The organism is Pseudoruminococcus sp. (assembly GCF_047012705.1).
GTDB lineage: Bacteria > Bacillota > Clostridia > Oscillospirales > Acutalibacteraceae > Pseudoruminococcus.
The window spans coordinates 112,859-137,782 of the sequence record NZ_JBKXNW010000003.1 but is presented as its reverse complement, the minus strand read 5'-3'; the positions used below and the strand labels follow the sequence as shown (position 1 = coordinate 137,782).

Here is a 24,924-nt window from a genome sequence, read left to right as displayed (position 1 = left end):
AGACAACCTACTAAAAGTAGAATTGAAAACGGCTCAGCAAAGGTTATAATTCTATATAATGCAATATGATATTTTCATACTTTCCGTTTTTATTAAGAAAACCTTTAGGAATAACTCCAAGCTGAATAAAACCGAGCTTTTTATATAGTTTTAATGCATATGTATTGCTTTCAACAACAGCATTAAACTGCATAATTCTAAAACCAAGTTCTTTAGCTTTAGAAAGAGAATGACTAACAAGCTTTTCTCCTATATGATACCCTCTTAAATCAGATTTCACAGCATAGCTTGCGTTGCAGATATGTCCGCAGCGTCCTATATTATTAGGGTGTAAAATATAAAGTCCTACTATATTTCCGCTTTCAGTATCATATGCGATACCTGTAAATGATTGCGAAGAAAAGAACTTATCTCCATCAATTTCATCAAGGGGTTCTGTCTGTGGAAAAGCCATTCCGTCATCAACAACCTTATTCCATATTTTTATTGAATCAGAAACATCTTCTTTTCTATATTCCCTTATTTCTATATTCATTCAAAACCTTCCTTTCTGTTATTTTCTCGAATAAGCCAAAAGTAAATCTACCATTCTACCATAGCTTTTAGTTCCGTCATCTTGAGAATTAGCTTTAAGATATGAATCATTTATGCTTGATGCCGCCTCAGCAACAGGTGTTTCATACTTAGCCCAATATTCGTTATTTGCATTCAAATCAGCTTGAACCTTGTCACTTAAATAACTGAAAACTTCCTGATATTTTTCTATGTCAGAACTATACAAAGCATTTACCGAATGAATAAAAGCAAGCATATATCCCGAATATTGCACCTCTGCATTATCGCTGTTTATGCAAGCAAGATAAGCTATAAAATTAGCCTCGTCCTCTCTCGCAAAACCTCTTAGATGTGAAAGCTCGTGGCACATTGTTGCCGGTATACTAAATTCAGGCACAGCTACATTTACATTAGCCTCAAATGTGAATGGAAAAAAGACTCCCGTTATCTGAGTATATGACATCAATTCAGAGAGCATAACAGATTTTGTTTTTGAATATCCGCCAAAAATAGTCGGATATTTTTCATATAAGCTGTTCATAGCTTTTTGAGTTTCAGTCTTTGATTCATTTAAGCTTGTAAGCGTCATAATTCCATCATTTTCAGAAAGATTTTCACGAGCCTTAGATGCACTTTTTGCAAGGTCTACGCATAAAGAATAAAGCTCATCAACAGTAGATTCACAAATTGCTATGCCGTTTGTTTCCGCAAAAGTGTTTCTGTAATAGCAAATCCCAAAATTCGTTATAAACAGAAAAAATACAAGACTCACTGCACAGACAACATTCAAAAATGCTTTATATGCTGTTTTTCCCCTACTTCCCTTTTTCCTTACAATTTTCACAATGGAAACCATTATGTAAGTTAATGCAAGCGGAATAAGCATAATCACTATAATTTCCGCAAGTGAAAACGGTAATAACGATGAAAGAAAGTTCCAAAACAAAGATATATAATGATAAATATTAACTGTATACCATTCTGCAAAGGCGGAATTATTTTTTGCAATTAAAATCAAAATAAAGGCTATCGGAGTAAGTAATACAATAAATAATCTCTTATAGCCGAAAATAGCTTTTAAGATTTTCACTTCAATTCACCCTTAATAAGCGGAATAGCCTCATCAAGACTATTAAAACGCCTATAAATCATAGGAAGAATTTCATCTGTCGGCTCTACCATATCAGGCACCATAATAGGCTTCATTCCGGCATTATAAGCCGCCTTAATTCCATTTATAGAATCCTCAAATACAATACAGTTTTCAGGCTCAACAGAAATTCTTCTTGCCGCCTCAAGGAATATATCAGGTGCAGGCTTTCCGTTCTTTATGCTATCTCCTCCGACTAAGTCTTCAAAGTGCGAAAGTATTCCTGCGTCAATAAGCTCTTCTTTTGCCGTAGATGCTCTTGTAGAGGTTGCAACACAAAGTCTGTAACCCTCTTGCTTTAAAGCCTCCAAAAGCTCAAAAAGCCCTTTCTTTACAGGAACTCCATTTGTTTTGAAATAATTATGTACAAATTCAGAAACATTAGGTTTAAAACTGTCATAATCAAAACCTTTGCCCATTTCTTCATTAAATTTTCTGCATGTATCATCATATGTAAGTCCGATACAACTCTTAGCCAAATCAAGAATTTTCTTACTATAACCAAACTTATTCATAGCGAATTCATATCCCATAAACACGATTTTTTCAGAATCTATCATCAAACCGTCCATATCAAAAATTGCACCTTTATTCAACATTATCTCTCCCCCTGAAATCATCTATAAAATAATTTTATCAACATTATCCCCTTGCTGTCAATATGAGGTTCAATTATATATCAAGGTAATGATTTACAACCTTAAATATCCACTTGCACACTGCCTGTCTATCTAATATTATATTATAGAGATAAAAACTACGGTGGTGCTTGATATGACTATTGAACAGATAGATAACAATCGAATACTTATTGCACTCTGTGACGATGATATGAAATCCTTTTCACTTGAATTTGAAAGTATGACACTTTCCGACCCTCATGTAAAAGAAATGATACAGCGATTATTAAAATTTGCAAGTAAAGAAACAGGAATTTCCGTAAAAAACAAAAAAATGCTTATAGAGGCCATTCCGTATATAAACGGCTGTCTTTTTCTTATCACTCTGACGCAGAAAGCTCACAAAAGGAAGATATATAAAATCAAAAACGCTCGTCCAATAATAATAGGATTCATAGAAGCCGAAGATATGCTTCGGTGTATTTCTGTTGTCTATAAAGCAAAAATACAATATATTCATTCAGATTTATATAAATACGGTTCTCGATATTTTTTAATAATAAAACCTGTTCGAGGAATTTCACGCAAGCTTGAATCCTTTCTATATGAATACGGTGAAAAAATTTCAGGAGGAAACTTAACCATATCCAAGTTAAGAGAATATGGCAAAATTATCACAAAAGATACGGCTATCGAAAAAATCGGCAAAGCCCTTGTCAAAAAGTAATCACTCATAAAACTTAAAAGTTTCGCTCAAGGCGGAGTGCCTCCGCAGTCAAGACGCGTTCCGCTTTTTCGTTAAATTAGCGCTTAACTATTCGCGTCGAAGTTTTTAAATTAAAAGTTTCACTCAAGGCGGCGAGCCGCCGCCCCCAAGACGCGGTGCGTGACCGCACAGGACAAGACGCGTAATCGCTCGACAAGTCTCGCTCGTAGTGAGTATGGGAAGTCTACACACGCGTAGGACTAAACTACCGTTTAGTTTCAAAATTTCTCTAAGACACTCAAAAATTTCACTTGAGCTTTTTCAAAGTTTTTATAAACCAACATCTAACTCAAATTTAAAAAACAAGCACAAAAAATCCCGAACGCATAAGCGTTCGGGATTTTAACTTGGAGGTGCCACCCAGATTTGAACTGGGGATCAGGGTTTTGCAGACCCACGCCTTACCGCTTGGCTATGGCACCGAATAAAAAAGGTGCTTAACTTTCTAAGCACCTTTCGGAAGCTTAATAAAATATATGTATTAAACATTCCGTTTAGAACTGGAGCGGATGACGAGGCTCGAACTCGCTACCTCCACCTTGGCAAGGTGGCGCTCTACCAGATGAGCTACATCCGCAGATATGGTGCCTTCGGGCGGAATCGAACCACCGACACGGGGATTTTCAGTCCCCTGCTCTACCGACTGAGCTACAGAGGCAAATTTTGGCGACCCGGATCGGGTTCGAACCGACGACCTCTAGCGTGACAGGCTAGCGTTCTAACCAACTGAACTACCGGGCCAAATGGTGGGAACAACAGGGCTCGAACCTGTGACCCCCTGCTTGTAAGGCAGGTGCTCTCCCAGCTGAGCTATGCTCCCATCTGTCTGGGTTTGTCATCTGGCGTTCTCGCCAGCGACAGGTATTATATTATCACAACCCCATCAGAATGTCAACACTTTTTTTAAATTTTTTTAAAAATTTTTTTAAAAAATCTAAAAACCCCTATTTTATGAGGTTTTCAGGAATTATATTTTTAAGATTTTTTTCAAAAATCTTCTGAAATTTTCAAATAAATAGTTTTACATCTTATTTTAAGATACTTAAGACAAATATTGCTATTCCGATTTTAAAAGTAAGATTAGAAAATTAAAGTTGCATCGCATAAGAATTATTCTATATAAGAATTTTACACTATCCTTACTGTGATATCCTTATTATATCTATTTTTAGGAGTGATATTTATGTCAGAAGAAAACAGATTCAAGGTCAATCTGCGTGGTATGATTGATATACTCTCCAACCATCTTTACAGTTCGCCGGATGTTTTCATTCGTGAACTTCTTCAAAACGGTACAGATGCAATTTCCGCAAGAAAACTTTTTGATAAAAAATTCAACAACGGCAAAATCACTATTGAGCCTAAAATTATAAACGGCAAGAAAACTATTATATTCAGCGATAACGGTATAGGACTTTCATATGATGAAATAAACCAGTTTTTAGCTGTTATCGGACAATCCTCAAAGCGTGATATTATCACAGGAAAAATCTCCGAAGAATTTATCGGTCGTTTCGGAATAGGTTTGCTCTCTTGCTTTATGGTTACAAATGAAATCCGTTTAACAACACATTCTGCCAAAACTGGCGAATATCTTGAATGGATAGGTACTCCCGATGGCATTTATAAGATAAATCGTCTTGAAAGCTGTCCTGAAGGAACTTCTTTCTATATAGCTTTAAATAAAAATTCCGAAGAATACTTTGAGGCTGGTAGAATTATCGAACTTGTAAGATATTACGGACTTCCGCTTCCATTCCCTATTATGCTCAAAACCGAAGAAGGCTCTCAACGCATAAATACTGTTGTTGACTACAATAGCGATATGCACGATTCCATAATGTCATTCGGCAAGGACCTTTTTGGCATTGAATTTATGGATTATATCCCATTAAATTCCCCTACAGGGCTTTTCAGTGGTGTTGCATATATTCTTCCATATAGAATAGCCGCCACGGCAAAGAACAGCCATAGAATCTATCTCAAGCATATGCTCCTCACCGAAAACGGCAGTACGCTTTTGCCGGAATGGGCATTTTTTGTAAGATGCTTTATAAACACAAATTCTCTGCGTCCGACAGCATCTCGTGAAGATTTCTACGAAGAAGATGCTCTCGAAGCTGCAAAAGAAGAAATTGGAGAATGTATCGAAAGTTATCTTATAAGCCTTTCCAAGACAAAACCCGATATATTAAGAAAAATGGTTTCCATACATAACCTTGCTATAAAGAGCATGGCTATCGACAATGACGAGCTTTTCAATATCTTTATAGACTATCTTGAGTTTGAAACAACTTCTGGAATTATGACGGGTTCTCAGATAAGAAATTTAGATGAGCCTTTCACATTCTCCTTTCAAACAGATAAATTCAAGCAGTATTCACCGATATTTTCTGCACAAAACAACCTTTTGGTCAATGCTGGCTATGTCTATGATGATAGGCTTATAATCAAGCTGATTGAGGAATATGAGCTTAATGCGGCAGAACTTGATGAAGAAGTTTTCATGCAGACTCTTGAAGATATTCCACAATCAGAGTATAGTGAATACCACAACTTTCTTGATATTGCCAATGAAACACTTGAAGACTTTGATTGCCAAGCGGAAATCAAAGCATTTCAGCCTCATGAGCTTTATGCTCTTTATGTTATGGACGAGCAGGCAGAACTTTTCAGACAAATTCTCCACGCAAAAGAAAACAGCGATTCACTTTTTGCAGATATTTATGACGCTTTTGCAGACGAAATTGACGATAACCACACCACTACGCTTGTATTCAATACCGAAAATACTCTCATACAAAATCTCAAAAATATAAGCAAAGCTCAACTTACAAATATTATTAAGATACTTTATGTTCAATCATTATTGCTTGGACATTATCCGCTCAGAAATAACGAGATTACAATTATGAATAAGAGTATCGAAGGACTTATAAACGGAGGTATATTAAAATGATTGATGGATTTGAAATACAAAAACGATATGAAAACTTGCCGCATGGTGAACAACGCTTACAGGCTATTAAAAATGCTATTGCACTTGCTGATGCTGAAAAAGATTATGAATTTATGTATATTTTTAGAAGTGACCTTATGAGTGAAAGCGAGCTTTATGGCGACAGTTTTCAAGCTTTTCTTACATTTCCGGAAATGATAAAGATTTTCGATGAACACGAAGAAAGGCTTGACGAGTACAAACATGACTATATGTGGGAATTTAAGTGGATTCTTTCAGACTGTGAAGACTTTTACCAAGTTTCGAAAGCAAAGGTTTATGAACTTTTCGCCGAATTTAGAAAGCGTTGTGAAAGATACGGTTATTCCCTAAGACCTTACTATGAAAATCTCTACCGCTTTGAAGAAGCCTGCGATAAACAAGCCGCCAAGAAAGCATATCAGCAATTTATTCTTGCAAAGCGTGACGAATTAGCCGATTGCTATGCCTGTGAATTAGATACAATGGTTGAATACGAACTTAATACAGCCTCTATGGAAAGAGCTTTAGAAACAGCTTATCCTATACTTTCAGGACAAGTAAGTTGTGCTGAAATACCTGATATTACATATAAAAATATTATGTACCGTTACTATGAGCTTGGCGAATTTGAAAAAGCTGAAGAATATCGTAAAAAATGCTACCGCAGGATTTCAAAAGACAGCACCTATCTGTTTGTTATAGGTGATATGCTTAAACTTTATTCAAAAACAGATTTAACTAAAGGTGTAAAACTCTTTGAAAATCATTTAGCTTGGGAATTTGATTCCAAAAACTCTCATTCAAATATGAAGTTTTATGTGGGTGCGGCGGCAGTATTTACAAAGCTTGCACAGAAAAAAGATGAAGTTAAGCTAAAACTCCCTGAAAAATTCAAGCTTTATAAAGCTGACGGCATTTACAGTACAAAGGTTCTTGCTGAATATTATCAGAGCAAAGCTCTTGATTTAATCAACAAATTTGACAAGCGAAACGAAAGTGATTTCTATATGAAAGAATACAACTACGCTATGGAGTAAATATGGATATTGCAATAATCGGCGGTGGTGCAAGTGGTCTTTGTTCCGCAATATGTGCCGCAAGAAATATCAGAAAAAAAGGTTTATCAGGTAAAATAACCGTTCTTGAACGCAGTCAAAAGGTCGGCAGAAAGCTACTTGCTACCGGAAACGGTCGCTGTAATCTTATGAATGAGAATATTTCGCTTTCAAGTTTTCACGGCGACATTAAAATCGCAGAAAGCGTTTTTTCTCGCTTTGGCTATAAAGAAATATCAGAATTTTTCTCATCTCTCGGACTTCTCATAAGAACCGATTCTATGGGTAGAGTTTATCCATACTCAAACCGAGCTGATACTGTGCTTTCAACGCTATTACTTGCCTGTAAGCAGTACGGAATTGAAATTATAACCGATTTTACTGTTCTTGATATAAAGCGTCATAAGGACAAGCTTGAAATCATCTCCGAAAGCCGTAAAATTTCAGCCTCAAGCGTAATAATTGCCTGTGGTTCACGAGCCAATAAGGGCTTAGGCAGTAACCTTGGCTACGAACTTCTCGGGAAAATCGGTGTAAGTTATTCCCCACTCTTTCCGTCACTTACAAGCGTTGCCGTTTCTGAAAATATTTCAATGCTTAAAGGTGTTCGTGTTCGTGGAAATGTTAAATTTCTTGCCGATAAGCAAATAATTCACAGTGAGGACGGCGAAATTCAATTCACCGATAAATCACTTTCAGGAATATGCGTTTTTAATATTTCAAGATATGCTGGAGAATTTTTCAAGCTCGGCACTGTCAACGGCAACATCTGTGAAAATATCAGAATTGAGCTTAATCTTATGCCCGAATATCCCTTCTCGGAAATAATCTCAACCTTGCAAAATCGCCGAAAAGCCTTTCCGAAAGCCGATTGTAAAGAACTTCTTGCAGGAATCCTTGATGAGAAATTAGCAAATTATATCGCAAAGAAAATTAATATAAAGTCGATAAACGACAGCGCAATCAAGCGTCTTGCGAATATTCTCTCAAGAATGGATTTCATGCCTATAAAATCTGACAATAACGCTACTGCACAAGTTACAGCAGGCGGTATCACAAGCAAAGAAATTGATGTAAAATCGCTTGCATTAAAATCAGATAAGCGAATAAAATTCTGTGGTGAAATATTAGATATTGACGGCGATTGCGGAGGCTATAATCTATCCTTTGCGTGGGCAAGCGGTATGCTTTGTGCAGAAATTTAAGCTATAAAAAGAGGTGTTAAAAATGAAAAAAAAATATTGTATGATTCCTTTAACAGCATTATTGATATGGTTTTTTCTTGATATGACAGGCTTATATTTCGGAGAAAATTGTTTAGTAACAACATCATATAAAGATGATGGGATTTTCTTTATAATTTATTTCGTGATTTTTCTTATATTCATTTTTAAAGAAAAAATTAGCAAATGGCTTACTGCGCTCTGGTTGTCGATATGGTTCTTAATACAATTTTTATGTCACGAATGGTATACCATATTCAACAGCGGAATTATGGGTTCATTAGATGGAAAAATTAAGTTCTTTTCAGGAACTATAAAATGGCTTAATATTGATGGAAAATACATACCTGATTTATATCATACAATTTTACATTTACTAATAATAACCGCATTGGTCAGTACATTGATATATATAGCAAAAGCCAAGAAAGGTAAGAAAATATGATTAGAATTACTTCTGTTTCTCTGCCGATTGGCTTTACAGATAAAACTATGCGAAAAGCCGTTTGCAGGAAACTTAGAATTGACGAGTCACAAATCAGCGGTGCATCTCTTTATCGCTGTTCCATTGACGCTCGAAAAAAGGATAATATCCACTATACCGCAACTATTGATGTAAAACTTTCAGTCGGTGAAAATACCATTCTTAAACGCTATGGTTCTTCAAGTATTTTTAAAGCCGAACCATATAAATATCAGCTTCCAGAAAACAGACGAAAACTAAATCAAAGACCGCTTGTTGTCGGGAGCGGTCCTGCGGGACTTTTTGCGGCTCTTATTCTCGCTCAGGCAGGTGAAAAACCTATACTTATCGAGCGTGGCAGAGATGTAGATTCCCGTATAAGAGATGTAGAAAACTTCTGGAAAACTGGTATTCTTGATACAAAATCAAATGTTCAGTTCGGCGAGGGCGGTGCAGGAACTTTCTCTGACGGGAAGCTAAACACCGGCACTAAAGATACTCGCGCAAGAAAAGTTCTTGAGGAGTTTGTCGAAAATGGTGCTACCGAAGATATTCTCTATCTTGCGAAGCCCCATATCGGTACGGACAAGCTGAGACCTACTGTCAAGAACATTCGCAAAAAAATAATATCTCTCGGCGGAGAGGTTTTCTTTGAAACCAAATTGACTAAAATTCTCACCAAGGACAATACTGTTATCGGTGCTGAGATTCAGCATGAAGAATCTGCCGAAATAATCGAAACAAATGATATTATTCTTGCGATAGGTCACAGTGCAAGAGATACCTTTGAAATGCTCGATAAAAGCGGAATATTGATGGAGGCAAAGCCTTTTTCTGTTGGAGCAAGAATTGAACATCTGCAAAAAACAACTGACATTGTGCAGTTCGGTGCAGAAGCTGAAAAACTTAGACTTCCACCTGCCGATTATAAGCTTGCCGTTCATCTTAAAAACGGCAGAGGTGTTTACACATTTTGTATGTGTCCCGGTGGCTTCGTTGTTGCTGCTGCAAGCGAGGAAAACCGCCTTGTAACCAATGGCATGAGCCTTTATGACCGAAGCAATATAAACTCGAACAGTGCCCTACTTGTTGGAATTTCACCAAAGGATTTTGGAAGTGACAGCGTTCTTGCCGGTATGGAGCTTCAAAGAAAGCTTGAAAGTTCGGCTTTTTTACTCGGTGGCGGCGGATATAAAGCACCTTGTCAGCGTGTGGGAGATTTTCTGAACCATACAAAGAGTACGGCTTTTGGAGAAGTTCTTCCAACATATAAGCCAAGTGTTACGCTTTCTAATCTTGATGACTGTCTACCTGATTTCATAACAGAGTCTATGCGTGAAGGTATTCTTGAAATGGATAAGCGTTTGAAAGGTTTTTCTTCAAATGACGCTCTCTTGACCGCAGTTGAAAGCAGAAGTTCATCTCCTGTGAGAATTATGCGTGATGATACCTTGCAATCTCCAACACTTCGTGGACTTTATCCATGCGGAGAGGGTGCCGGTTATGCGGGAGGAATAATCTCCGCCGCAGTTGACGGCATAAAATGTGCTGAAATGCTCATTTCTCAAAAACAACAATAGTAAACATAGCTTTGTTATATCAACATAATTTTGATGATAGTTATTAGTGCATAGTCATTTTGAAAAAAATTTAAGCAAAACTTATCGCAGATAGTCACTTGACACGATTCTAATTCTACGGTAGTTCATTGTTAATTAAGCACTTAAATAGTATATATTTTCCATAGAATTGCTATAAGCTAACACTTATTAGCTATATTAAATTTTTAAAAAACTTTTAATTGGCAACGCTCTTATGCACCTACTTTTAGCAACTTATTCACCGCAAATACAATTAAAAGTTTGTAGTTACACTTAATGTGTATATCTATACTTCAATTATAGAATGAAAATTTCTATATGTCAAGTATTTGAACACATTTTGTGTAAAATATATTATTTATATATCTAAGGGGGTTATTTTTATGGATTGGGAATTTGCTTTTCTTGATTCTATCAGAGCCAATTTTTCAAATCCTGTCTTTGATGCAATTTCAAAATTCTTTGGCAGTGCTGTTATTCCTATTATAATTGTTGCTATGATTCTTTTGATTATATTCAAAAAAACCAGGCGAACAGGTATTGCCCTACTGATTTCAACTGTATCTGTTTTTATCATAGGAAATTTGATTCTAAAGCCTGCAATCGCAAGAATCAGACCTTATGATGTCAATACCGCGATTCAAATAATAGTAAACGCTCCACACGATTTTTCATTCCCATCGGCTCATACTTACTTTGTATTTACAGCCGCTACGGTAATCTTTATGCGATATAAAAAAATTGGTATATGCTGTTATATTCTTGCTATACTTATGGCATTATCAAGAATGTATTTATATGTACATTATCCTACCGATGTTATTGCGGGAGCTATATTTGGAATTGGCTTTGGTATAGCAGGATATTTCATTGAAAAAGCTCTATACAATTTTATCTCAAACAGAAAACACAAGCCAAAGCACGAAAAAACTAAATAAAACATATAAAAGCGATAAGGCAATTTATTTAGCCTTATCGCTTTTATCTTACTGAAAAAGTATATAAATAGGGACGAAAAAATTAATAAAGAAATATTAAGAGCATCGCCCTTAAACCCTACAAAGGACGCTATACTTAACCCCTACAAACTTTTCAATTTATTATTAATATTATTTTGATTTTTTCATTTCAGAATCCTTAATTCGCCTTGCCAAATAGACAAATGGTGTGTCCAAAAGACTTGTAAATACATAAATTACATAGCTTGAGAAGAATATAGAAATCATTGTCTGTAAGTCATATGTACCTACAAAAGCAAGAAATGTAAAGAGTGCAGTATTAAGAATTTGGCTGATAAGTGTTGAACCATTGTTTCTTAACCATAGAAATTTTCTTTTATCACCGAATTTCTTTTCGGTAAAGCCCCACCACTTATGATAAAGCCATACATCGAATAACTGGCTTATTGTATAAACAAGAAGTGATGAAATAATCATTCTTGGTGTATTTCCGAAAACCGATTTTACGGAATCCATCATAGTATCATTTACACTTGGAGTGTATAACATCCAGCTTTGTGATAAAATCAAAAAGAATATTGAAGAAAACATTCCGACAAATACAGCTTTATTTGCTGATTTTTTGCTTTCACATTCCGATAAAATATCAGTTATAAGAAAGGTTACAGCAAAGAGTACATTTCCTAAAGTTTGTTCCATTCCAAAAGCATTTATAAGTAATATAACTTCAACATTTGCAAGAATAGTAGCAACTGCTGAAATACAGTAAAGACCGGTTTTTCCAAAGAATTTATAGCCAATAAGTGCCATACCATAGATAAAAATTACAGAACAAATAAGTAAAATCTCGTTCATATCAATCACCCACTCCAAAATCAGTATTATTAATCAAAATGTCAACACGCTCATTATTCTTATAAATAGGATAGAGACGTTCAATAAAGTTGTTTATAACTACTTTATCCGGTGAAACTCCTGTTGTATTATCACACATAATATTAAGGCAGATTCGTTCAAAATTTTCCAAACCAAGCTCAATATCTCGTTTCATACTTTCAACAGTTTGACCATTGATTCCAAAAAGAAAGTTTGCTTCATCAAAGCGTTCTGCAATAATAGTAGGATTTTTTTCGTTGATACCCTTATGCAAAACCGATTCTCTGAAATCATAATCAAATGTTTCAAGACCAAGTTTCATTTTAAGGTCGAAATCTGAGAAATCCTTTCTTAAATCAGGGATTTTCTTTCGATAGAGATAATGCGACTCAAAATGAATAGTTGAAATCTTTTTTTCGTAGCAAATATCTTTAATTAAGTGGAGCGTCTTTTCGTCAAGCTCAAAGACTGAACCTGAATTAATGACCTCAAGATTGCCATACTGACCAGTGACTTGTTCCAAGACAGATTTGTTGAGAAGATAGTTTTCCTGCGGATTTTTACAGCTATCTGTATAATAGTCACAGAATGTGCATTTTTTATAAATGCAACCTGAGCCTCGCAGAAGAACTATTTCTCGTTTGTTCTTTTCGGGAATAATGCTATACCTTTCCATACTTTTTTCGGCATAAAAAATGCACCCTAAAAAGAGGTGCACTAAAAAGGGCATAGTAATGCCTTATGCCTTTTCCTCCTTAGTTTTGATTAGACAAAGTACCTATTGGCTTTATCTCGGCAGGATGGTTACGAACTGCCGTATTTTTTATAATATCATATATTTCAATTAGTGTCAATTTTTCTGGTAGCAGTTTTTAGGATTTTGCATATTATGTATTGATAATTTGTGAAAGGAGTTTGTTTCTATGGAAGATATTGTAAGGCAAAAGGCTATGGAATATAATATTTCTCCACTTCCTGATAACCCTGTGATAGCTATGGCTTATGTTCCATATCAAAATGCTCAAAGACTTTATGGCGTAGAGCAGGGAATTTCAAGCGGAACTATGTTTCCTTGCTTAGACAAGCCTTTCTGTCCGAACTGCGAAAAGTGCGGAGGTGCTGAAGAATGACTGAACGAGAAAGACTTATGAAACGAATCTCGTCATATGATTTTGCTGTTATTGAACTTCATATTTATCTTGATACACATCCGAATGATAAAGCTGTTGCGGATAAGTTAGCTGATTATAATGCTAAGAGCAACGCCCTCAGAAAGGAATATGAGGAAAAATTTGGACCTATTCAGGCAAAGAGAGATAATGCCAATCGTTGGGCATGGATTTCAAACCCATGGCCATGGGATAACAACGAGGAGGGGAATTAGCTATGTGGGTTTACGAGAAAAAGCTTGAATATCCTATAAGAATAAAAAATCCTAATCCAAAGCTCGCAAAAATAATTTGCACACAATATGGCGGTCCTGACGGTGAATTAGGAGCATCTCTAAGGTATTTGAGTCAAAGATTTTCTATGCCGTTTCCTGAACTTAAGGCAATATTGACGGACATAGGTAGAGAAGCCTCTGAAATGTTCCATTCAGAGGCTACGGCTTTTTTTGATGCTTTTGCAACCGTATAGCTCCACTTCATAGGAAGTAAATTCAGATATACATCTATGTTGTCCTTATCTTGAACTACCATCTTGTCTAAAATGTGCTTATAGAACTCATCTTCGTACTCCACGCCGCTGACAATCTCTTTGATTGCGTCCTCAATCTCTTTTAGAAGCTGCTGTTGCTGCTCTATCATTTCCCGCTGTTTATCAACGCTTTCAATGATAGATTGAAGCTCCTCGATTTCCGCATCGCAGCTTGCACGGGTGGCGGTAAATTCGTCCTTGTTAATCAGATTGGACATATACAGGTCAATCAGATTAGCCCGCTTGCCCTCAACCTTTTTAATCTGCTCTTGCAGCTTTAGGACATCCGTACCCGTCGTATCCATAGCAATAATGGACTGAATAACGGCAGTTAGGTTATTTATGACTTTGTTTCTGTTGTATTTAAGGGTCTTGGTTACGAGATACATAATGTGGGTCGCATCCTCATTGCGGATAGACAAGCCCGTACAGCCGACTTGGTTTCCTGCCTTGTCGATATGGGGGCTTCCGTGCTTTGCGGCTTCGTTGCAGCGCCACGCCTTATATCGGCTGCCGTCCTTTCTGGTTTTATACCTTGCTACATAGCTTGAACCGCAGCAGCCGCATTTGATTTTGCCAGAGAACGGATAGCGGTTAGAATGCTTCGCCTTACCCTCCTGAGAGAGCGACTTTGCATCTAAAATGCGGTTGGCTTCATCGAACAGCTCACGGGAGATAATCGGCTCGTGATGGTCTTTAATGATAACAAATTCCTCTTGCCCACGGTTGTATTTCTTTTCGTGAGATAGGAAGTCTGGCGTATAGGTCTTTTTCTGCACCAAGTCGCCGCAGTATTTCTCATTGCGTATCACTCGCAGAATGACCGTATTGCTCCATTCCTTGACCCGCATAGGGCTGATACCTTCCTCACGAAGCTCACGGGCGATGACATGCGTTCCTTTGCCCTCATTGACGAACTTATGAAAGATAAGGCGAACAACCTTTGCGCCTTCTTCGTTGATAGTCATTTTGCCGCCCTCAACATCATAGCCTAACATACTTCTGCCGAACACAACACCTTGTTCCATCTGGCGTTTTTGTCCCCACTTCACACGCTCGGAAGTCTTACGGCTTTCTTCCTGTGCAATAGAGGACATAATCGCCAGACGAAGCTCTGCATCGCCGTCTAAGGTATTGATATTGTCATTCATAAATATAACACCGACGCCATGCTTTTTCAATTCACGGGTGTAATATATACTATCAAGGGTGTTCCTCGCAAAACGGGAAATCTCCTTGGTAATAATCAAATCAAAGTCGCCGTTCTTGGCGCACGCTATCATACGGTTAAACTCTTTGCGCTTCTTTGTGTTCGTGCCAGAAATGCCCTCATCGGCAAAAATCTCATAAAGCTCCCAATCGGAATTGCGCTCAATATACTGTCTGAAATACCGCTGCTGGCTTTCAAACGAATTGGCTTGGTCTTCATTATCCGTTGAAACACGGCAGTAGGCAGCTACCTTTCTTTTCGTTTCAACCATCTTCAGCTCTTGGTTTAGGCGTTCATATCTATTTATCATAGCGAAGCTCCTTTCTCAGTAAACTTTGTTACTGTATTTAATTATAGAAAAAAGTGTGTGCGGTGTCGAATGTGCAAATTTGTTTTTTTACTCGGCTATGTAAAAACGCCAAGCGTTATGCTCGGCGTCTGCTTTTTTGCTCCCTGCTATATTGCTTTTCAAGCTCGACCAAACAGCGTTCCCGCTGAGAATGTGTCAGCAGCTTTCTTTTCTCCAAAGAAAGGAGTATCGACTTTTGGATATTCATAAGGAACGCAGCGTGTTCCTGCTCGTTTAATTCTGGAACAGGGTCGCCAACATAAACAAATTCTCTATGCAACAGCCGCAACACCTCCCTCGTTTCTAATGTATATGAGCTACCGCTTGTACCGTATAACGAGAGAGCTAATCCTTTTTTGCAAGCCCGATGCTGATGGCAAGGGCTTTGTCTGCGCAATGAATAAAACGCCTGTCAAGAGTTCCTAAGTACTCTCGCAGGCGTTGTTTATCTATGGTGCGAATTTGCTCAAACAGTATAATTGAGTTCTTATCCAGACCGTCGAAGTCTTTAATTAAGGTGTGCGTAGGCAGTTTTGCTTTTGTGTGTACCCGACTTGTGATAGGGGCGATAATGACCGTAGGGCTATGAAATCTCTATTTAAAAACCATAAGAGTACCACGAGCAGCGTTGCGGTCATATTAGACCAACACATAAAAAATCCCTCCAAACCTTAAACGAGCTTGGAAGGCTGCGCTATTTTTGTTTGGGCGTGACAGAGCAGCCCACCAAAGCACCGTTTTTTTATTTGGTGGGCTGTACTGCCAAATTTATTGATAATAAAAGAGCCGATGAGCTGTGAGTTTTCTCACAAGTTCATCGGCTCTGCGTCTGTGCGTCTGGCTCTTTGATGACGGTTATATTTAATTCCTTTGCATTTATCAAAGTTTCCTGCTTGCATTTTTGGCAGTAAAGAGGATAGTTCTTTAATACCGTATCTTATCTAAACCTATCACCATTTTTGCTACCACAAACAGGACAAAATATCCATTCCGTTTTATCCAAGTTATTTATCCTTCATATTAGATTGATTTTCACTATTTATATATCGTGATGTCATTTTTGACATTAGTCTGCCCATTTTAATTGGGAAAAGATAGCAGACAATCGTCTGGATTTTTTGCACTAAACTATGGCAAATAATAAATCGTTTGGACGAGATATGCTTTGCAAGTCCATAACCTACTTTTTGTGGGTCAGCCATAAATTCTTTCGGAACAGGTAACGGCTCCGCCGATTTTGTTCGAGTTAATGGCGGGTGAATAATATGGAAGGTAACACCGACAGAAGCATATTCTAAATTAAGGCACTTTGCCAATGCTTCTATTGCACCTTTAGACGAGGCATAAGGGGAAATTCCGATAAAGCCTGTTACTCCTACACCAGAACTTGTAAAAATAACTTTTCCGTATTTTTGTTCTTGCATATAAGGCAATACACTCTTTACCAATCGAAGTGCGCCATAATAATTCACATCAAAAACCCGTTCATATACATTGAAATCGGTAGCTGTTTCTTTATCAAAGGTACAAAGGCAGGCATTATGAATAGCAATATCTATTCGTTGAAAAATTTTAATAATGTTTGCAATAGCGGTGCGTATCTGTATCTCATCACATACATCTACCTTGTAGTAAAGAAGTTTATTCGGAAATATTTGTGCCAATCTTTCAAGGTTTCCTGTATCTATATCTAACACAGCCACTTTGTTTCCAACCTTTAGAGCCTGCTCCACAAAATAATATCCAATTCCTTGATTTGCACCAGTAATTACAATGTTAGACATTATACCACCTCTATCTCTGCAAAAAATTTCTCGATATAATATTTTCTGCTTTGTATCACCCATCATTCACTCCAACCTTTCTAACAACTGTTAGATATAATTATACCTAACAATCGTTAGAAAGTCAATACTATTATTGAAATATGGATAGGTAATTTTAATAGAAAACGCAGAGTAAATGACTGTGATTGCTCACAAGTTCATCGGCTCTGCGTCTTTGCGTTGGACTCTTTGATGACTGTTATATGTAAATTTCTTACATCAATTAAGGTTTCATTCTTGCATTCAGGGTAGAACGGCGGGAAGTTTTTTAGCTCGGTATCTTCTCGTATTTTCAACCGAGTTTTGTTTTTACAGACGGGGCATAAAATAAATTCTATTTTTACCTCTAAAAGCATTATTTGTCATTTTTTCTTAAAATGCAAGATAACAGAAATGCAATAGTAGTGAAAGTTACACCCGCATATAACAAAGTTTGGTTTGCTTCGTTATGCCCAACACAAACAGCCGCAATTCCTACAATGAACAAAAAGTTCCAACAATCAGTATAATTATTTCTTTTGTAATAATATGTTACTTCCTATATTATTTTCTTTTGCATTCTTTGGCGATCACACAAATACCTGCCAACATTTCAACGATAGACAGCCCCAATAAAAGTCCTGAGAAAAAATCTTTGACATTTGAACCACCCAAGGTATGCGATAATGCTTGAAAAGCAATTCCCATAACGATAAGAATAACACCAATTAGCATTACTTTTTGCTTTTCTAATTCTTGTGTTCTTCTCAACAAATCGAGGATTTGTTCATCATCATATACACGAACACTTTTATCGTCAGCTTCTTCACCGTCCATCAATTCAGAAACCGAGACTTTTAATTCCTCACACAAGTTCTTGATTACAGCATAATCGGGCATACATTTTCCTGTTTCCCATTTTGAAATGGTTTTGTTTGAAACACCCAGGCGTTCGGCAAGTTGTTCTTGGGTTAAATTTTGTTCTTTGCGTTTTTTTGCAATAAACTTTCCTATTGTGATTTGTTCCATTTTTGAAACCTCCTTTGTTTCTTCATAATAAGAATAGCATTTTCACTTGCAAAACTACACCCCTTATAAAGCGAATATGGGTGGAATAGATGTTTTTTCGGTTGTTTTACGCTCGTAAGTATTTGTAGATGGAGCATAATAACCATTTCGATTTGTTCATAGCTCAGAACACGCCGATTATCAACACGAGGTCTATAATGATGCTAAGGATTTTTCTTTTCATATCGTCTTACCTCGCCATTTTTCATTTTTTCTCTTTAACTCTGCAAATTTCTTTATAGTGCTGACTGTGTATGCCTATATGACCAATCCCCAAAATAATAGCTGCAATTAACATCAAAATAACTTTCCCATATATACCAAGTAGAAAAAAAGAAATTACAGGCAGTGTTGCTCCTGCAAGCGGAATACCCAAGAAGCTACTATAAAAGTCTGATAAGTTTCTTTCACTATGAAAATAGCGTACCCACCAACATTCATACATTGCCATGAAGCCAAAAGCTGCAATAAGCCACCAAGTCCAGTTTGAGAAACTGTGCAAATTAAAATCATCAAAAATCAAAACACATATTGTGGTCAAAACTTCTCCTGCTCTTTCAAAAATCATCAATACTTTATTTTCGTTTGCAGAAGTATATCCGTGCGGCTTTCTTTTTGTCCAAATAATATTAGGAACAAATAATAAAAGTAAAAATATCAATCCGATATATGAAAAACCTAAATGTCCTATCATTTATCCGTTCTCCGTTTCCATCAAAATTTTTTTGGCTTCTTCGCACCACTCTAAGTAAGCATGATAAGTTTTTATCCCAAACTGTACTGTAAGCAAATAGTATTTGTGGGTAGTATCATCGTCCAGACAATTTTTTAAAGTTTGTTCTGCACCTAAAAGATATGGCAATTCTTTTTTTACTTTTTCCTCGAATAATTTTATATGTAACAACGCTTGCTCTGATCCTTGCTCATTTCCAAAAAATAATTTAAGCAAAGTTTCGTAACGAAGTTCATTTTTTTCAACAGGAAATGTTAGCCATTCTTTGAGGTACTTTCGCCCTTCATCTGTTATGGTATAAATCAGTTTATTTCTTTTGTTCTTCGTATCTTCTTTCTTTGTTGCAAATCCACGATTAACTAAATCACTTAATGCGGGGTATATACTACCGTAGCTTGCACCCCAAAAATATTTTAGTGTTGTATCCATTCTTTTTTTTATTTCATATCCTGTCAGGTCTTCATGGCTTAACAAACCTAAAATTACATAATCAATTTTTTTCTCATTTGCCATTACTATTCTCCTTTTTTTCAATCATTCCATAGGAAAGGATATTTTTGGGGCAATTATCAACACAAGCTCCACATTGAATACATTCTGAATTATCAACTTTTCCAGACTTTGTTTTACTCATAATATCAATTCCCATAGGACAAGACTTATTACATTTTCCACAAGATATGCAACTGTCTATTTTGCTTGTTTTGATATGTAACCCCGGTAAATGCAAAAAACGACGGAGCTTTGTTCCTAATATCATAAACGGAGCCATCCAGCAAAAATAATGGCAAAACACCCTTTTACCAAACAGGACAGAAGGGATAAATATCAAACAAATAATTCCATAATATATAATATAGCTTTGTATTGAAGAAACGGATATACCGTTTTCTGTTTCAAAGAAAAAATCTACCGATAAAACCTCGCCATTATAAAAATAACAAAAGATAACTGAAACTATCCAAATTCCCCATATTACAAACTTTATATAATTTTTCCACCCTTGTTTGGGCTTCTTTTCATTGATTAAAAAAGAACATTCTTGTAATCCACCCGCAGGGCAAAAATAGGAACAAAATAGTCGCCCAAAAGGAATGGAAAGTAGAAACATTAAAACAAATACTATAAAACTCCCGTTAATTATTCCTTGCAATCCTGCATTTATGATTAAGGCAGGGCTAAAATAATAGAGCGTTACAGGAAATAAAAGTAGTGAAATTATAAGTAACAATTTCCTTATTTTCTGTCTTTTCATGTTGCACCTCCATTTATTGTCTGTTCATCTATATTCTCATAATGTATCAGACTGATATGTTTATTATATATCAGCCTGATATATAAGTCAAGCATTTGCGCCAAATTTTCTAAATTAACTTCTACATATCCCTATGAAAGAAATTTCAGACCGTTTTATTAAGAAGCCTCGTTTCTGTAAAATATAATAGAAGTATTATATCGGTACAATGATTTTTATTTTACACAAAGGTTTAGGCAGTAATGGCGTGCTTTCGCCTTAAAGCTTTATGTAATAAAATAGAGCCGACGAGCTGTGAGGTGTCTCACAAGTTCATCGGCTCTGCGTTTTTGTGTCTGGTTCTTTGATAACAGTTTATGTGTAACACTTGGCATTGATTAAAGTTTCCTGCTTGCATTTTGGACAATAAAAAGGATAGTTTCTTAATATCGTATCCTCTCTAATTCTGCTACGGGTTTTAGTTCTTGACCTAAGAGCATACTATCACTCAAAACGCAAATGTTTCTATCAAAATTCTTTTACATTAAGCGAATTTGTCGTATCAAAAGATTTTACATATAATATATCCTCGTTCCTGCGTGATACAATATATGTATCCGCTATTTCTGACGAATTTTACTGCCACAAATCGGACTGAGTATCCATTCTATTATTTTGATTTTTTCTCAAAGGCATTAGTAATTGCAACGATAGCAGGAAATATTACTGCCGCAACAACCCAAATTATCCAACTCTGCCCCCAATTATTTGATGATAGATTGTATCCTAAATAAATTGCTGTTGCAATTATCCAATATGCGATATATATAGTACCAGCAATAGACGGTTTTACCTTGTTTTCTTTAGAATATTCGCCCTCTTGCAAAAGCTTTTCATAGCTCGCCCATATAATACCTGTCTTAATAAAACAAATCACACCTACGCCTGCAATGAGAAATGAAAGAGAAAGCATAATCATTAGAAACAGGTCATTATCAGCATCAATTATTGCTCCAATAAAAAGAGGAATTAAGGCAATAATACACAAGCAAGTTCCCGCAATATTATTCTTTTTGTGCAATTATTTGTATTGTGCTTTGCGTTCTTTAGCCATTCCACTCACACCATACTCGGTTTCAAACTTTTCTTTTTCCAAATATGCAAAGGGGGCAGTTTTGCTACCACTTGATATAAACATTACGGCGGCTATTGCTACAAGAATAATAAGAACAATCATTCCAATTCCATTAGCAATATCTTCGTTCAAGACACCTGCCGTACTTTCGCTAATTGCACCCAACATCAAAAGAGCTATCGGAGATAAGATACACAAAAAAGCAGCATACGCTATTGTTTTAGCTGTCCTTGATTTTACAGAAAGAAAAGCATTTGCTTCCTCCATAGATACACGCTTTAATGACGGCATATCATTGGACGAGTTGATATGCTCGGCTTCTTCAATTTCGTCTTTAAGTAAATAATCTGTACTTACTCCAAATAGTTTGGAAAGGCGTATCATTTTTTCAAGGTCTGGAACAGATTGTGCTCCCTCCCATTTTGAAACAGATTGTCGTGTGACATTCATTTGTTCAGCTAACTCCTCTTGCGACCAACCTGCTTTTTTTCGTAACAAAATAAGCTTATCGGCAAAAATCATATTTTTATCCTCCTGTTAATTTGATTGTTATGCTCATATTTTAGCATTTTGTGAAGTTGCTAACCACCAATCCAGACCATTCAATATGTCAACTGACAGTTGCAACTACAAAAAACTCCCTTTTATTTCACATTTTTCTTCTTTCTCATATCTATCGGCTTTTCTGTATCCTTTGGTATCAGCCATACCCGACTAACACTCATAACACCGTCAATCCGTCCTGCCTTGCATAGCCGTTGTACCCAACGCAGAGATACATTCCATTTTTCTGCGGCTTCCTGTGCGGTCATATACTCAAACATAGCTATTCCCCCTTAGCGTACTGTTTCTATTACAGCCGTTTGAACGAAATATATCAAGTGTTCAAATATGAATTTATGTTTCTGTTTATAGGAAGTGAAATATCTCACAGTCGGCATTTTTACATCGTTTAATAAGAAAACACAAATCAATATAATAAGAGAATTATATTGGCACAAGGTGGTGAGCTTATGGACGAAAGAAATAACGATTTTACACTAATCGGTCTGGCTATCAAAAAAGCCAAAACAGCACAGGGTATGACAGGAGAACAGCTTGCCAGTATCGTTGACTATTACCCAAAGCATTTACAGGCTATCGAAAATGATGAACAAACGCCAAGTATCGAGTTATTTATTCAGTTTGTGACGATGTTCAACATTTCGGTTGACGAGTACATATTCCCCAATAAGGAAGTCAATAAGAATTCCGCCTGCAAACGTTTAGACGCACAGCTCGACAATTTAGATGATAAAGAACTGTCCATTGCAGAAACAACCGTCAACAGTTTATGTAAGGCAAAAAAACAGAGGAAGGAAAAACCTCTGTTTTTCTTTTGCCCTTTTTAATAGGCGGGAATACCGTACCTGTAGATAACGCTGCTGCCGACGGCGTATTGCTTCTGCCTGCAAGCATCGCCAGAGTTACCCTCAACGGTATAGACAATCATCACATATCTACGCCCTTGTTTTATTGCCGCAGATGGGGCAATGTAGACATTCAGAAATTGTTTTTCCATATTTATATCCCCCTCCAAGCATTTTATAATGGCGTAAATTACCGCTCTTTTATAAATTTTGAAACAGCTTCCTTAATTTCTTCCCCGTGTCCTTCCATCAAGTGTCCACCGCTTTCAAAAGGAATAAAGGTACAATTCGGAATTCTTTTGACAGCTTTTTCGGTATCTGAATAGCTTATCAATTTATCGTCTTTTGCTTGAAAAACCAATGTTGGCACTTGCAAATCTTCAATATGATAATCGTCATAATTTCTTGCCATATCAAGATTGGTTACAGAGGAATCTAATACCACACCATCTTTTCTCTCACTAACAGGAAGCATACTGTAAATCGTAGACGGCTCCATACCCATAATGGGTTCAAATAGTGGACTAATAAGAAACATTGTAAAATCATTACACAAAAATGCAGGCGGTCCCGCATATTCAGAATAATTCTCTGGCTTTTCTATAAAAGGCATTGCAGAACAGTATAAAATCAACCCCTTTGTGCGTTCCGGATAATCCAAAGCAAAGCGAATAGCAACGCTTCCTCCTGCCGATGTTGCCAGTAGATACACCTTGTCAATACCTAATTTATCTAGCAATTCCACATATGCTGTTGCTTGCTCAGCGGGCGTTCCGTCACCCAAAATATCGCTACCTAAATATCCAAACCGCGATGGTGCGATAATCCTGTAATCTGAACTTAAATCTTTGCAGGTGTCATAGGCTTGGTCATAGCCCCCAAAAATCCCGTGTACAGACAAGATTGCTTCGCCTTTGCCAGTGTCAACATAACTCATTTTCCCATAACTCAAATTAACTGTTTCTGCCCCATAAGTGGTAAGCCGTTCTTTACTTTCTTTCACGGCAATATTACACCGTATTCCTTGAACAATAAGATATACTACAAATAAAAGTAGAATACCTCCAACGATATATATCCACATCCGTTTATACCAAGCCTTTCTTCTCATCATTAGTGCTCCTTTATCCCATAAGTATTGCAAAATTCCTGTACCATTAAGGTTAATTCCTCATTTGCTTCTTCAATCATATCAGGGTGCATATCATATTTTTGCAACAAATAGAAAATAGGCGTATAAAAGCGTAGCGCAATAATATGTGGATTTTCTTTCTTGATGATTTTTGCTTGTATTAAATCATAAAATATCTTCTCTTCGTGTCTTATTGCACCATTTATAAATAAATCCTCAAACAACTCATTTAATTCTGGATTATGATAGCGTTCAATCATCAGCATTTTTCTGAATTTTGCAGCAACATCATCTTGCCAATAAAACATAAACAAACTGTTCGCTATTTCAATAATAGTTTCCATATTTGCGGTTTGATAGTTAATATCTGCTTTAGAAGTGTCGGGCAATCGCAGACAAGTCCTAATGTCTTCCATTCTTTCGGAAAAAACTTTTATGCAAGAATCAAAAATTTCTTGTTTATTTTTATAGTGTTTGTATAACGACGGAGCTTTAATACCGACAGCATCGGCTATATCACCGACATAAACAGAACTATATCCTTTTTCAGAAAAAAGAGTGAGTGCTTCATTTAAGATTTTTTGTTTTGTATTCATAAAATACCTCCTAAAGCTAATTGCCATTAGCTACACTTATTATAAGCTAATTTCAATTAGCTGTCAAGGGTAATTGTGTAAATAAATTGTAGTTATACAAATCAAACAAGTTCGTCGAGTGTTATTACTTCTTATAATCAGAGATTTTATATCCTGCAACAAGAGATTTTAGACCGTTCAATAAGAACTCTTATTTCTGTAAAATATAATAGAAATATTATATCGGTACAAGGTGGTGAACTTATAGGCGAAAAATAATGATTTTGATTTCGATTTTACGCCAATCGGTCTGTCTATCAAGAAAGCC

General features: G+C 36.4%; 29 protein-coding genes, 5 tRNA genes and 4 pseudogenes. 11 read left to right on the top strand and 27 right to left on the bottom strand.

The window, feature by feature from the left end; translation table 11 throughout:
- Positions 1–43: 43 nt before the first annotated feature.
- Genes ACLU24_RS04160 through ACLU24_RS04150 form a run of 3 tightly spaced genes read right to left on the bottom strand, consistent with a single transcriptional unit; the run spans position 44 to position 2,304 of the window.
- Positions 44–535 (bottom strand): GNAT family N-acetyltransferase, encoded by a 492-nt coding sequence (locus ACLU24_RS04160; RefSeq protein WP_412610514.1) that lies wholly within the window; start codon positions 533–535, stop codon positions 44–46.
- Between the two features lie 18 nt (positions 536–553).
- A complete protein-coding gene (locus tag ACLU24_RS04155) occupies positions 554–1,645 on the bottom strand; it encodes a DUF3810 domain-containing protein (protein WP_412610512.1) in 1,092 nt (363 codons plus the stop codon).
- Complete coding sequence (locus tag ACLU24_RS04150; protein WP_412610510.1) at positions 1,642–2,304, bottom strand: HAD family hydrolase; 663 nt, start codon at positions 2,302–2,304, stop codon at positions 1,642–1,644. The genes ACLU24_RS04155 and ACLU24_RS04150 overlap by 4 nt, the downstream gene beginning before the upstream one ends.
- A gap of 175 nt (positions 2,305–2,479) precedes the next feature.
- Here ACLU24_RS04150 and ACLU24_RS04145 point away from each other — a divergent pair, with 175 nt between their 5' ends.
- Entirely contained in the window at positions 2,480–3,052 is a 573-nt protein-coding gene (locus ACLU24_RS04145; RefSeq protein ID WP_412610509.1) for an adaptor protein MecA, read from the top strand.
- Positions 3,053–3,439: 387 nt separating this feature from the next.
- Here ACLU24_RS04145 and ACLU24_RS04140 read toward each other — a convergent pair.
- From ACLU24_RS04140 to ACLU24_RS04120, 5 genes are all read right to left on the bottom strand, one after another.
- Positions 3,440–3,513, bottom strand: a tRNA-Cys gene (locus ACLU24_RS04140).
- Between the two features lie 79 nt (positions 3,514–3,592).
- Positions 3,593–3,668: transfer RNA gene (locus ACLU24_RS04135), tRNA-Gly, on the bottom strand.
- Positions 3,669–3,673: 5 nt separating this feature from the next.
- A tRNA-Phe gene (locus tag ACLU24_RS04130) sits at positions 3,674–3,749 on the bottom strand.
- A gap of 6 nt (positions 3,750–3,755) precedes the next feature.
- A tRNA-Asp gene (locus ACLU24_RS04125) sits at positions 3,756–3,832 on the bottom strand.
- Between the two features lie 3 nt (positions 3,833–3,835).
- Positions 3,836–3,911: transfer RNA gene (locus tag ACLU24_RS04120), tRNA-Val, on the bottom strand.
- Between the two features lie 363 nt (positions 3,912–4,274).
- Between ACLU24_RS04120 and ACLU24_RS04115 the strand changes: the two genes are divergently transcribed.
- From ACLU24_RS04115 to ACLU24_RS04090, 6 genes are all read left to right on the top strand, one after another.
- Positions 4,275–6,050: an HSP90 family protein gene (locus tag ACLU24_RS04115; RefSeq protein ID WP_412610507.1), complete on the top strand. Its 1,776-nt coding sequence runs from the start codon at positions 4,275–4,277 to the stop codon at positions 6,048–6,050.
- Positions 6,047–7,108 (top strand): hypothetical protein, encoded by a 1,062-nt coding sequence (locus ACLU24_RS04110; RefSeq protein WP_412610506.1) that lies wholly within the window; start codon positions 6,047–6,049, stop codon positions 7,106–7,108. Before ACLU24_RS04115 ends, ACLU24_RS04110 begins: the two co-directional genes overlap by 4 nt.
- 2 nt (positions 7,109–7,110) lie before the next feature.
- Positions 7,111–8,331: an aminoacetone oxidase family FAD-binding enzyme gene (locus ACLU24_RS04105; protein WP_412610505.1), complete on the top strand. Its 1,221-nt coding sequence runs from the start codon at positions 7,111–7,113 to the stop codon at positions 8,329–8,331.
- A 22-nt stretch (positions 8,332–8,353) separates the two neighbouring features.
- The gene (locus tag ACLU24_RS04100) at positions 8,354–8,794 is read left to right on the top strand and encodes a hypothetical protein (RefSeq protein WP_412610504.1); all 441 of its coding nucleotides are present in this window, start codon (positions 8,354–8,356) and stop codon (positions 8,792–8,794) included.
- Entirely contained in the window at positions 8,791–10,392 is a 1,602-nt protein-coding gene (locus ACLU24_RS04095; RefSeq protein ID WP_412610502.1) for an NAD(P)/FAD-dependent oxidoreductase, read from the top strand. The genes ACLU24_RS04100 and ACLU24_RS04095 overlap by 4 nt, the downstream gene beginning before the upstream one ends.
- 404 nt (positions 10,393–10,796) lie before the next feature.
- Positions 10,797–11,351, top strand: a complete 555-nt coding sequence (locus ACLU24_RS04090; RefSeq protein ID WP_412610501.1) for a phosphatase PAP2 family protein — start codon at positions 10,797–10,799, stop codon at positions 11,349–11,351.
- Positions 11,352–11,522: 171 nt separating this feature from the next.
- Here ACLU24_RS04090 and ACLU24_RS04085 read toward each other — a convergent pair whose 3' ends face one another.
- Both ACLU24_RS04085 and ACLU24_RS04080 read right to left on the bottom strand, forming a co-directional pair.
- The gene (locus ACLU24_RS04085; RefSeq protein WP_412610500.1) at positions 11,523–12,227 is read right to left on the bottom strand and encodes a queuosine precursor transporter; all 705 of its coding nucleotides are present in this window, start codon (positions 12,225–12,227) and stop codon (positions 11,523–11,525) included.
- A gap of 1 nt (position 12,228) precedes the next feature.
- A complete protein-coding gene (locus tag ACLU24_RS04080) occupies positions 12,229–12,924 on the bottom strand; it encodes a radical SAM protein (protein ID WP_412610498.1) in 696 nt (231 codons plus the stop codon).
- A gap of 247 nt (positions 12,925–13,171) precedes the next feature.
- Between ACLU24_RS04080 and ACLU24_RS04075 the strand changes: the two genes are divergently transcribed.
- The 3 genes and pseudogenes from ACLU24_RS04075 to ACLU24_RS04065 all read left to right on the top strand — a co-directional run.
- On the top strand, positions 13,172–13,378 hold the full coding sequence (locus ACLU24_RS04075; protein WP_412610497.1) for a spore coat associated protein CotJA: 207 nt from the start codon (positions 13,172–13,174) through the stop codon (positions 13,376–13,378).
- Positions 13,375–13,632, top strand: coding sequence for a spore coat protein CotJB (locus tag ACLU24_RS04070; RefSeq protein ID WP_022264038.1), 258 nt, complete (start codon positions 13,375–13,377; stop codon positions 13,630–13,632). The genes ACLU24_RS04075 and ACLU24_RS04070 overlap by 4 nt, the downstream gene beginning before the upstream one ends.
- 2 nt (positions 13,633–13,634) lie before the next feature.
- Positions 13,635–13,850: pseudogene (locus ACLU24_RS04065) on the top strand (manganese catalase family protein); the annotation flags it as partial.
- Here ACLU24_RS04065 and ACLU24_RS04060 read toward each other — a convergent pair.
- The 14 genes and pseudogenes from ACLU24_RS04060 to ACLU24_RS03995 form a co-directional block, all read right to left on the bottom strand.
- The gene (locus ACLU24_RS04060; protein ID WP_412610495.1) at positions 13,766–15,466 is read right to left on the bottom strand and encodes a recombinase family protein; all 1,701 of its coding nucleotides are present in this window, start codon (positions 15,464–15,466) and stop codon (positions 13,766–13,768) included. The pseudogene ACLU24_RS04065 and the gene ACLU24_RS04060 sit on opposite strands and share 85 nt — an antisense overlap.
- Positions 15,467–15,581: 115 nt before the next feature.
- Positions 15,582–15,785 (bottom strand): hypothetical protein, encoded by a 204-nt coding sequence (locus tag ACLU24_RS04055; RefSeq protein ID WP_412610493.1) that lies wholly within the window; start codon positions 15,783–15,785, stop codon positions 15,582–15,584.
- 65 nt (positions 15,786–15,850) lie between these two features.
- Positions 15,851–16,078, bottom strand: a complete 228-nt coding sequence (locus tag ACLU24_RS04050; RefSeq protein WP_475495302.1) for a type II toxin-antitoxin system PemK/MazF family toxin — start codon at positions 16,076–16,078, stop codon at positions 15,851–15,853.
- Between the two features lie 241 nt (positions 16,079–16,319).
- A pseudogene (locus ACLU24_RS04045) lies at positions 16,320–16,508 on the bottom strand (cysteine-rich KTR domain-containing protein).
- Position 16,509: 1 nt separating this feature from the next.
- A complete protein-coding gene (locus ACLU24_RS04040) occupies positions 16,510–17,289 on the bottom strand; it encodes an SDR family NAD(P)-dependent oxidoreductase (RefSeq protein ID WP_412610491.1) in 780 nt (259 codons plus the stop codon).
- Between the two features lie 200 nt (positions 17,290–17,489).
- The gene (locus ACLU24_RS04035) at positions 17,490–17,687 is read right to left on the bottom strand and encodes a cysteine-rich KTR domain-containing protein (protein WP_412610490.1); all 198 of its coding nucleotides are present in this window, start codon (positions 17,685–17,687) and stop codon (positions 17,490–17,492) included.
- Between the two features lie 187 nt (positions 17,688–17,874).
- Positions 17,875–18,339 (bottom strand): helix-turn-helix domain-containing protein, encoded by a 465-nt coding sequence (locus ACLU24_RS04030; protein WP_412610489.1) that lies wholly within the window; start codon positions 18,337–18,339, stop codon positions 17,875–17,877.
- 244 nt (positions 18,340–18,583) lie between these two features.
- Positions 18,584–19,069 (bottom strand): hypothetical protein, encoded by a 486-nt coding sequence (locus ACLU24_RS04025; protein WP_412610683.1) that lies wholly within the window; start codon positions 19,067–19,069, stop codon positions 18,584–18,586.
- Positions 19,070–19,072: 3 nt separating this feature from the next.
- Entirely contained in the window at positions 19,073–19,624 is a 552-nt protein-coding gene (locus ACLU24_RS04020) for a PadR family transcriptional regulator (RefSeq protein ID WP_412610488.1), read from the bottom strand.
- A complete protein-coding gene (locus ACLU24_RS04015) occupies positions 19,614–20,366 on the bottom strand; it encodes a 4Fe-4S binding protein (protein ID WP_412610487.1) in 753 nt (250 codons plus the stop codon). Before ACLU24_RS04015 ends, ACLU24_RS04020 begins: the two co-directional genes overlap by 11 nt.
- A 354-nt stretch (positions 20,367–20,720) precedes the next feature.
- Positions 20,721–20,825, bottom strand: a pseudogene (locus ACLU24_RS04010) (cysteine-rich KTR domain-containing protein); the annotation flags it as partial.
- A gap of 190 nt (positions 20,826–21,015) precedes the next feature.
- Complete coding sequence (locus ACLU24_RS04005; protein ID WP_412610485.1) at positions 21,016–21,324, bottom strand: hypothetical protein; 309 nt, start codon at positions 21,322–21,324, stop codon at positions 21,016–21,018.
- A gap of 102 nt (positions 21,325–21,426) precedes the next feature.
- Positions 21,427–22,002 (bottom strand): helix-turn-helix domain-containing protein, encoded by a 576-nt coding sequence (locus ACLU24_RS04000; RefSeq protein WP_412610483.1) that lies wholly within the window; start codon positions 22,000–22,002, stop codon positions 21,427–21,429.
- A gap of 122 nt (positions 22,003–22,124) precedes the next feature.
- The gene (locus ACLU24_RS03995) at positions 22,125–22,304 is read right to left on the bottom strand and encodes a helix-turn-helix domain-containing protein (RefSeq protein ID WP_412610482.1); all 180 of its coding nucleotides are present in this window, start codon (positions 22,302–22,304) and stop codon (positions 22,125–22,127) included.
- 189 nt (positions 22,305–22,493) lie between these two features.
- Here ACLU24_RS03995 and ACLU24_RS03990 point away from each other — a divergent pair, with 189 nt between their 5' ends.
- Positions 22,494–22,871 carry a helix-turn-helix domain-containing protein gene (locus tag ACLU24_RS03990; protein ID WP_412610480.1) on the top strand — a complete coding sequence of 126 codons (378 nt, stop codon included), beginning with the start codon at positions 22,494–22,496 and terminating at the stop codon, positions 22,869–22,871.
- Here the strand turns inward: ACLU24_RS03990 and ACLU24_RS14645 are convergent.
- The 3 genes and pseudogenes from ACLU24_RS14645 to ACLU24_RS03975 form a co-directional block, all read right to left on the bottom strand.
- A pseudogene (locus ACLU24_RS14645) lies at positions 22,868–22,969 on the bottom strand (CHAP domain-containing protein); the annotation flags it as partial. The gene ACLU24_RS03990 and the pseudogene ACLU24_RS14645 sit on opposite strands and share 4 nt — an antisense overlap.
- Positions 22,970–23,079: 110 nt before the next feature.
- On the bottom strand, positions 23,080–24,000 hold the full coding sequence (locus tag ACLU24_RS03980; RefSeq protein WP_412610479.1) for an alpha/beta fold hydrolase: 921 nt from the start codon (positions 23,998–24,000) through the stop codon (positions 23,080–23,082).
- Positions 24,001–24,002: 2 nt separating this feature from the next.
- Positions 24,003–24,617 carry a TetR/AcrR family transcriptional regulator gene (locus tag ACLU24_RS03975; RefSeq protein WP_412610478.1) on the bottom strand — a complete coding sequence of 205 codons (615 nt, stop codon included), beginning with the start codon at positions 24,615–24,617 and terminating at the stop codon, positions 24,003–24,005.
- Positions 24,618–24,924: the final 307 nt, after the last annotated feature.